Genomic DNA, 6,580 nt, shown 5'->3' with positions numbered 1-6,580 from the left:
GAACATGGAACCGGCCAACCGGCGCGAGATTGTACATGGTGTAGAAGGTCGCGACTTCATAAGCGCGCATATATGGCATGCCGAGATAGCTTGCGACATATTCGATAACAGGAACCGGCAACCAGCCCTGTGTCTGCGTTTCTTCGCCAACCTGACGTTGCGCCAAATCAAGCAGAGCCATCACCGCAGACTGCTGACGCCCGGCAGGATAGCGTCCGACATACATGTCGGCGGTCTTCTTGTTTTCAGCAGAAAACGCAAAAGCGCCAAATTGGGCGCGTGCATCCGCTTCGTTTGGAGTGTGTGCTGCATCAGCCATGTGCTTCGTTCCGTCCCCAAATACGTCCCAAATATGCGCCAAACATCATGGCAGCAGCGGTCGAACCAACTTCCTTGACCGAGACTTCGCCATGGAACAGCCACAGATACGCCGCGACCATCGCGATGGAACCCAATGCAGCGCTCGCTAGAAAAAGCACTTCCCGCGTCATTACCGGTCACACTCCCCAAACACGATGTCGAGCGCACCCAAGATCGCGGTGGTGTCCGCAAGCATATGCCCACGGCTCATGAAATCCATTGCCTGCAAATGCGAAAATGCCGTCGGACGGATCTTGCAACGATATGGCTTGTTGGTGCCGTCAGAGACCAAATAGACGCCGAATTCGCCCTTGGGGCTCTCGGTCGCGACATAGACGCTGCCGGCAGGGACCTTGAAGCCTTCAGTGTAGAGTTTGAAATGATGGATCAACGCTTCCATCGACTGCTTCATTTCCGCGCGCTTTGGTGGCGAAACCTTGCGGTCGTCGCTGCAGACGGGGCCTTCGGGCATCTGCTGAAGACATTGCTTCATAATGCGGACGGACTGACGCACTTCTTCAACGCGGACCATGAACCGGTCATAGCAATCGCCGCGCGTGCCGACAGGAATGTCAAAATCCATTTTGGCATATGCGTCATATGGCTGGCTCTTGCGGATATCCCACGGGATGCCTGCGCCACGGATCATTGGACCTGAAAAGCCCCATTTGATCGCGTCTTCTTTGGAAACAATCGCGATATCCACGTTACGCTGTTTGAAAATACGGTTATCGACAACCAATGACATCGCGTCTTCAAACAGACGCGGCATACGGTCATCGAGCCATTCGGCGATATCGGTCAAAAGCTTTAACGGCACATCCTGATGCACGCCACCGGGGCGGAACCACGCGGCATGCATACGCGCGCCACTTGCCCGCTCATAAAACGCCATGCAATCTTCGCGGATTTCGTAAAGCCACAAAGGCGGCGTCATCGCACCAACATCGATAATGTGGTGCGCGATGTTCAGCGTATGGTTTTTGATACGCGTCAATTCGGCAAACAATACACGCAGATATTGCGCGCGGATGGGCACTTCGAGATCGAGCAACTTTTCGACCGCCAGAACATAGCTATGCTCCATCGCCATTGGCGACGCATAATCCAACCGATCAAAATACGGCAAAGCCTGCAGATAGGTTTTATACTCGATCAGCTTTTCCGTGCCGCGGTGCAACAGGCCGATATGCGGGTCCAGACGCTCAACGATTTCACCATCGAGCTCCATGACCAGACGCAGAACGCCGTGCGCGGCAGGGTGCTGCGGACCAAAGTTGATCGTATAATTCTGGATGACTTCATCGCCAGTTGTCGGGGCGAGATCTTGCTGCATGCTCATGCTTTGTCTCCCGTCGCCTTTGGCTTGCGCGCTGTCCGCTTAACCGCTTCCTTGTTCGCAGTTTTATCTGCGCCCGCTGGCGCAGCTGAGCCTTCGCCGGTTTTTTCGTCGCCGGGCAGAACATAATCTGCGCCTTCCCATGGCGAGAGGAAGTCGAAGTTGCGGAAATCTTGCGCCAGTTGGACCGGCTCATATTTCACGCGCTTTTCTTCTTCGGAATAACGCAGCTCAACATAGCCCGACAGCGGGAAGTCCTTACGCTGTGGATGCCCGGAAAAACCATAATCAGTCAAAATCCGGCGCAGATCGGAATTGCCCGAAAACAGCACGCCGTACATGTCGAACACTTCGCGCTCCAACCATCCGGCGACAGGCCAAATGCCAGTAACCGAAGGCACGGGATGATCTTCATTCGTTGCCAAATGCACGCGAATACGGTGGTTCTTGGTCAGGCTGAGCAAGCAATAGACGACTTCAAACCGTGGATCACGATCAGGCCAATCAACGCCGGCCATTTCCATCAACTGCTGATACGCGCATTCGTCGCGCAGCTTGATCATGCATTCGACGAGCGAGTCCCGGTGGATGTGCACCGCAACTTCGCCATTGGCTTCCTCAATGGATACCAAATTGGCGCCAAGCGCTTTGGTGATGGCTGCAATCGTGCCATCGGGCGTGTGAATAAGGGGCGCGGAATGGCTCACCGTTCGATTGTCCCTACGCGACGGATTTTGCGCTGAAGCTGCATAATGCCGTACAACAATGCCTCTGCTGTTGGCGGGCATCCCGGTACATAAATGTCCACAGGGACAACACGGTCGCACCCACGCACAACACTATAGCTATAATGGTAATAGCCACCGCCATTGGCGCAGCTGCCCATGGAAATGACATATTTCGGTTCCGACATCTGGTCGTATACCTTGCGTAGCGCCGGGGCCATTTTGTTGCACAAGGTGCCAGCCACAATCATAACGTCCGATTGGCGCGGTGACGCGCGCGGTGCGATACCGAACCGTTCAAAGTCATAACGCGGCATATAGCCGTGGATCATTTCGACCGCACAGCATGCCAGACCAAAAGTCATTGGCCACAAAGAACCGGTGCGCGCCCAGTTGAATAGGTCCTCGGTCGACGAAACGACAAAGCCCTTGTCGTTCACTTCGCTCTCAATATCCTTGAAGAACGCTGCATCGGGCGCTTGCGCGTCCGTCAGTGCAGGTGTGATTACTCCCATTCGAGTGCTCCCACTTTCCATGCGTAAATGAAGCCAATGACCAGTTCGAACAGGAACAGCATCATGGTGCCCCAACCAATCCAGCCCGTTTCACCCAAGCTAACGGCCCAAGGAAACAAAAATGCGGCTTCAAGGTCGAAAATAATGAACAAGATCGCGACGAGGTAAAAGCGGACATCAAACTGGCTGCGCGAATCTTCAAATGCGGGGAAGCCACATTCATATTCGGTGAGCTTTGCCTCGGTCGGTTTATGTGTGCCCGTCAGGCGCGATACGCCCATAGGCAAAAACACAAACGCTGACGACAGCGCGAGCGCGACCACCAGAAAAAGCAGAATGGGCAAATATTGCGACAAATCAGTCATATCAGACTCGCTTCCGGACCCCGTAAGTTGCGGCGCTTTTAGGCATAAGAATCTCGCCCCGCAAGGCCAAGACTCGGCATTTTTTCAGCCAATTTAGTGCTTTATTTTATCGCCCCAACAAGCAGCTTGTGTAGCTTACTGTGCAAGATGTCATTTGCCGCCAAAACCTGCGCGTCCGCGATATGCGGGCTACGTCCGCGATAGTCGGTCACAAAGCCGCCCGCTTCACGCACCAGCAAGCATCCCGCAGCTGTGTCCCAAGGCGACAAACCGCTTTCCCAAAAGCCGTCATAGCGCCCTGCGGCAAGCCATGCGAGATCGAGGCTGGCCGCGCCAAAGCGGCGAATTCCGGCGACCGATGGACCGATAGCAGCAAAAATTTTGCCCCATTCGTCAAAATCGCCATGCCCCTTATACGGTGTGCCCGTGGAGATAAGTGCTTCATTCAACTGGCGACGCGCCGATACGCGCAGACGGCGGTTACCAAGCCAGGCGCCCTTGCCGCGCTCCGCCCAAAAGCTTTCGTCGGTGATCGGGTTATAGACCAAGCCAGCGAATATATCGCCCCAGCCCGAACCATCGGGCTTTGGATCCTGCACCGCGATCGAAATCGCAAAATGCGGAATACCGTGCAGAAAGTTGCTGGTGCCATCAAGCGGGTCGACGATGAAGCGCGGTTTGCCCTCCGCCCCTGCGATTTCGCCGCCTTCTTCCATCAGGAAGCCCCAATCGGGACGCGCGATTTCCAGTTCACGGAAGATCGTATCTTCTGCGCGCTCGTCCGCCTTCGACACGAAGTCTGCCGGTCCCTTTTGCGAAACCTGCAAATGTTCGATTTCGCCAAAGTCGCGGCGCAATTTGCCACCCGCTTTACGGGCAGCTTTTTCCATTATGGTCAACAGACCGGTAAGCGCTGGCATTAGTCGGCCTTCCGGACATATTCCCGTTCGTAAACGTCGACGACAATGCGTGTCCCCGCACTGATAAATGGCGGCACCATAACGCGCACGCCGTTATCCAGGATCGCTGGCTTGTAGCTTGACGACGCCGTCTGTCCTTTAACAACCGCGTCAGCCTCGACAATTGTCGCTTCGATCTGGTCTGGCAATGCAACCGACAATGCTTCGTCGTCATACATTTCCATGACAACGTCCATGCCGTCCTGAAGGAATGCCGCAGCATCACCCAACAGGTCCGTCGGAAGCGTTACCTGATCATAGGTTTCCTTATCCATGAACACCAGATTGTCGCCCTCGGCATACAAAAACTGGAAGTCTTTCTGGTCAAGACGGACCTTTTCGACGCTTTCGGCCGAACGGAAACGGATGTTGTTCTTACGACCATCGCGCAGGTTTTTAAGCTCAACCTGCATATAAGCGCCACCCTTGCCCGGCTGGGTATGCGCGGTTTTCACCACGCGCCACAGACCGTTTTCATATTCCAGAATATTACCCGGCTTGATTTCAACCGCGTTGATTTTCATGAGAGCACTCGCTTAACAGATGGAAAGAGCAGGCACGCAAATACGTGCCGTTGGACGCGGCCTTTAACGACGACAGCGCAATTAGGCAAGCAGTGCGTTGAACGCCTTTACCGCTTCGGCAGCACCTTGCGGATGGTTCCACACAGCACCGCTGACAGCAAGGAAATCCGCGCCCGCATCAATCAGCGGTTTGGCGTTGTCGGGCGTGATGCCGCCAATCGCAACGCAAGGGACCTCGGTGATAAACGCCCATTTCTGTACGGTGTCGAGTTCGGCGACATGATCGACCTCTTTGGTGGTCGTCGGGAAGAACGCGCCAAAGGCGACATAATCCGCGCCAGCCTCTGCTGCTTCCATCGCAAGATGCCGACTGTTGTGGCAGGTAACACCAATCTGCGCGTCAGGACCAAGCGTTTCGCGGGCTTCACGAACGTCGCCATCCCCCTGCCCCAGATGCACGCCATCGGCCTTCAACCGTTTGGCGAGAGCAACGCTGTCATTGACGATGAAGGCCACATCATGCGCAGCGCATATCGCTTGCAATGGTTCGGCTAAGGCTGCTGCCTCATGCTGGTCCACATCCTTGACGCGAAACTGGAACGCCGCGACGGGGCCGGCGGACAGCGCGGATTCAAGGATTTGCGGGAAATCTCCGCCAACATCGGTCGGCGAGATCAGGTATAACTGGCAGGGAAATTCTTTCATGCCGCGCTCTTAGCGGGGCTTAAGGCCGGCGGCAAACATCTTGCGCATCTGCCGCCGGCCCCTCTCCAAACTTATGTCGCCGACGCGGCGTGGATTTCGTCAATTGCACCACCGAGCGCGGCATCAAATTCTGCCGGTGTCATCTGGTGCCGCAAATCTTCCAACAATGCGCGGGAGAAGCTGGCGATCATGCCTTTGTTTTTGGCAAGCTCTGCGCAAGCCTCAGGCCTTGCAAATCCGCCGGACAAGGCAACGACGCGCAGCACGCGCGGGTGGCTCACCAGCGCATCAAAGGTGCCCGCCTCAGCAGGGATTGACAGTTTCAACATCACCTTATTGTCGCCCGAAACGGTGTCCAGCGCCTTGAGTATTTCGTCGCGCAGGATGACATCGCTTTGCGCACGGTCGGCGCTTTTGATGTTAATTTCAGGCTCAATAATCGGCATCAGGCCGTGGGCAAGGATTTGCTCCGCCACTTCAAATTGTTGCTGCACGATTGCGGCAATGCCCGATGGCGAGGCCTTGTTAATAACCGAACGCTTTTTCGTTCCGAACACGCCCTTTGCTTTGGCCCGCGCGAGCAGCGCATCCAAATCTGGCATTGGCTTCATCATCTGAACGCCGTCCGCTTCGTCCTCAAGGCCCTTGTCGACCTTCAAAAAGGGCACAACGCCGCGATCACGCAGTGCGTCTGGCACTGGCTTGCCGTCCGCATGGCCGTCCATTGTGCGCTCAAACAAGATGGCACCCAAGACCTTGTCGCCGGAAAAGCTTGGCGATGTGATGATGCGCGAACGCATGTCATGGATGAGGCCGAACATTTCTTCTTCGGTCGAATACGCATCTTCTTCGATGCCATAACCACGAAGGGCCTTCGGCGTTGAACCGCCACTTTGGTCAAGCGCAGCAATAAAACCCGTTGCCGTCGCTACTTTTTCGAACATCTCTTGGTCGTTCATCCGCTCTTCCCTCTACCTTGGCGTTGCATACGTATGCATTAGCATCCGAAAAAAACGGGGCAAGGCCCCGCATGTCTAAATTATATTCAAAGCATCCACGCCCGGAAGCGGTTTGCCTTCCATCCATTC

The 6,580-nt window shown here is 55.3% G+C and carries 10 protein-coding genes; all 10 read right to left on the bottom strand.

From position 1 onward, the window contains the following. Nucleotides 1-319: NAD(P)H-dependent oxidoreductase subunit E (locus ACILQA_RS08955; protein ID WP_395629389.1), on the bottom strand; the 319-nt coding region annotated here is incomplete at its 3' end. Further along, nucleotides 312-491 carry a hypothetical protein gene (locus ACILQA_RS08950; protein ID WP_395629388.1) on the bottom strand — a complete coding sequence of 60 codons (180 nt, stop codon included), beginning with the start codon at nt 489-491 and terminating at the stop codon, nt 312-314. The genes ACILQA_RS08955 and ACILQA_RS08950, both read right to left, overlap by 8 nt. After that, nucleotides 491-1,696: an NADH-quinone oxidoreductase subunit D gene (locus ACILQA_RS08945; protein ID WP_395629390.1), complete on the bottom strand. Its 1,206-nt coding sequence runs from the start codon at nt 1,694-1,696 to the stop codon at nt 491-493. The genes ACILQA_RS08950 and ACILQA_RS08945 overlap by 1 nt, the downstream gene beginning before the upstream one ends. A 2-nt stretch (nt 1,697-1,698) precedes the next feature. Then, nucleotides 1,699-2,406 (bottom strand): NADH-quinone oxidoreductase subunit C, encoded by a 708-nt coding sequence (locus tag ACILQA_RS08940; RefSeq protein ID WP_395629387.1) that lies wholly within the window; start codon nt 2,404-2,406, stop codon nt 1,699-1,701. Beyond that, nucleotides 2,403-2,939 carry an NADH-quinone oxidoreductase subunit B family protein gene (locus tag ACILQA_RS08935; RefSeq protein ID WP_183940602.1) on the bottom strand — a complete coding sequence of 179 codons (537 nt, stop codon included), beginning with the start codon at nt 2,937-2,939 and terminating at the stop codon, nt 2,403-2,405. The genes ACILQA_RS08940 and ACILQA_RS08935 overlap by 4 nt, the downstream gene beginning before the upstream one ends. After that, complete coding sequence (gene ndhC / locus ACILQA_RS08930; RefSeq protein WP_296197889.1) at nt 2,930-3,304, bottom strand: NADH-quinone oxidoreductase subunit A; 375 nt, start codon at nt 3,302-3,304, stop codon at nt 2,930-2,932. Before ndhC ends, ACILQA_RS08935 begins: the two co-directional genes overlap by 10 nt. A gap of 101 nt (nt 3,305-3,405) precedes the next feature. After that, nucleotides 3,406-4,224 carry an inositol monophosphatase family protein gene (locus ACILQA_RS08925; protein WP_395629386.1) on the bottom strand — a complete coding sequence of 273 codons (819 nt, stop codon included), beginning with the start codon at nt 4,222-4,224 and terminating at the stop codon, nt 3,406-3,408. Next, nucleotides 4,224-4,787, bottom strand: coding sequence for an elongation factor P (efp, locus tag ACILQA_RS08920; protein WP_183940595.1), 564 nt, complete (start codon nt 4,785-4,787; stop codon nt 4,224-4,226). The genes ACILQA_RS08925 and efp overlap by 1 nt, the downstream gene beginning before the upstream one ends. 81 nt (nt 4,788-4,868) lie before the next feature. After that, the gene (thiE, locus tag ACILQA_RS08915) at nt 4,869-5,492 is read right to left on the bottom strand and encodes a thiamine phosphate synthase (protein ID WP_395629385.1); all 624 of its coding nucleotides are present in this window, start codon (nt 5,490-5,492) and stop codon (nt 4,869-4,871) included. Nucleotides 5,493-5,563: 71 nt separating this feature from the next. Beyond that, nucleotides 5,564-6,451 carry a fructose bisphosphate aldolase gene (locus ACILQA_RS08910; protein WP_395629384.1) on the bottom strand — a complete coding sequence of 296 codons (888 nt, stop codon included), beginning with the start codon at nt 6,449-6,451 and terminating at the stop codon, nt 5,564-5,566. Nucleotides 6,452-6,580: the final 129 nt, after the last annotated feature.

The sequence above is a fragment of the Sphingorhabdus sp. genome, assembly GCF_044239005.1.
GTDB lineage: Bacteria > Pseudomonadota > Alphaproteobacteria > Sphingomonadales > Sphingomonadaceae > Sphingorhabdus_B.
Note: the sequence above shows the minus strand (reverse complement) of the source record. Positions and strands in the feature narration are given on the sequence as shown.

Bases quoted from the DNA above. Each gene is read 5' to 3' on its own strand.
- thiE (WP_395629385.1), bottom strand. From the start codon at position 5,492: ATGAAAGAATTTCCCTGCCAGTTATACCTGATCTCGCCGACCGATGTT.
- ACILQA_RS08935 (WP_183940602.1), bottom strand. From the start codon at position 2,939: ATGGGAGTAATCACACCTGCACTGACGGACGCGCAAGCGCCCGATGCA.
- efp (WP_183940595.1), bottom strand. From the start codon at position 4,787: ATGAAAATCAACGCGGTTGAAATCAAGCCGGGTAATATTCTGGAATAT.
- ACILQA_RS08925 (WP_395629386.1), bottom strand. From the start codon at position 4,224: ATGCCAGCGCTTACCGGTCTGTTGACCATAATGGAAAAAGCTGCCCGT.
- ndhC (WP_296197889.1), bottom strand. From the start codon at position 3,304: ATGACTGATTTGTCGCAATATTTGCCCATTCTGCTTTTTCTGGTGGTC.
- ACILQA_RS08950 (WP_395629388.1), bottom strand. From the start codon at position 491: ATGACGCGGGAAGTGCTTTTTCTAGCGAGCGCTGCATTGGGTTCCATC.
- ACILQA_RS08910 (WP_395629384.1), bottom strand. From the start codon at position 6,451: ATGAACGACCAAGAGATGTTCGAAAAAGTAGCGACGGCAACGGGTTTT.
- ACILQA_RS08945 (WP_395629390.1), bottom strand. From the start codon at position 1,696: ATGCAGCAAGATCTCGCCCCGACAACTGGCGATGAAGTCATCCAGAAT.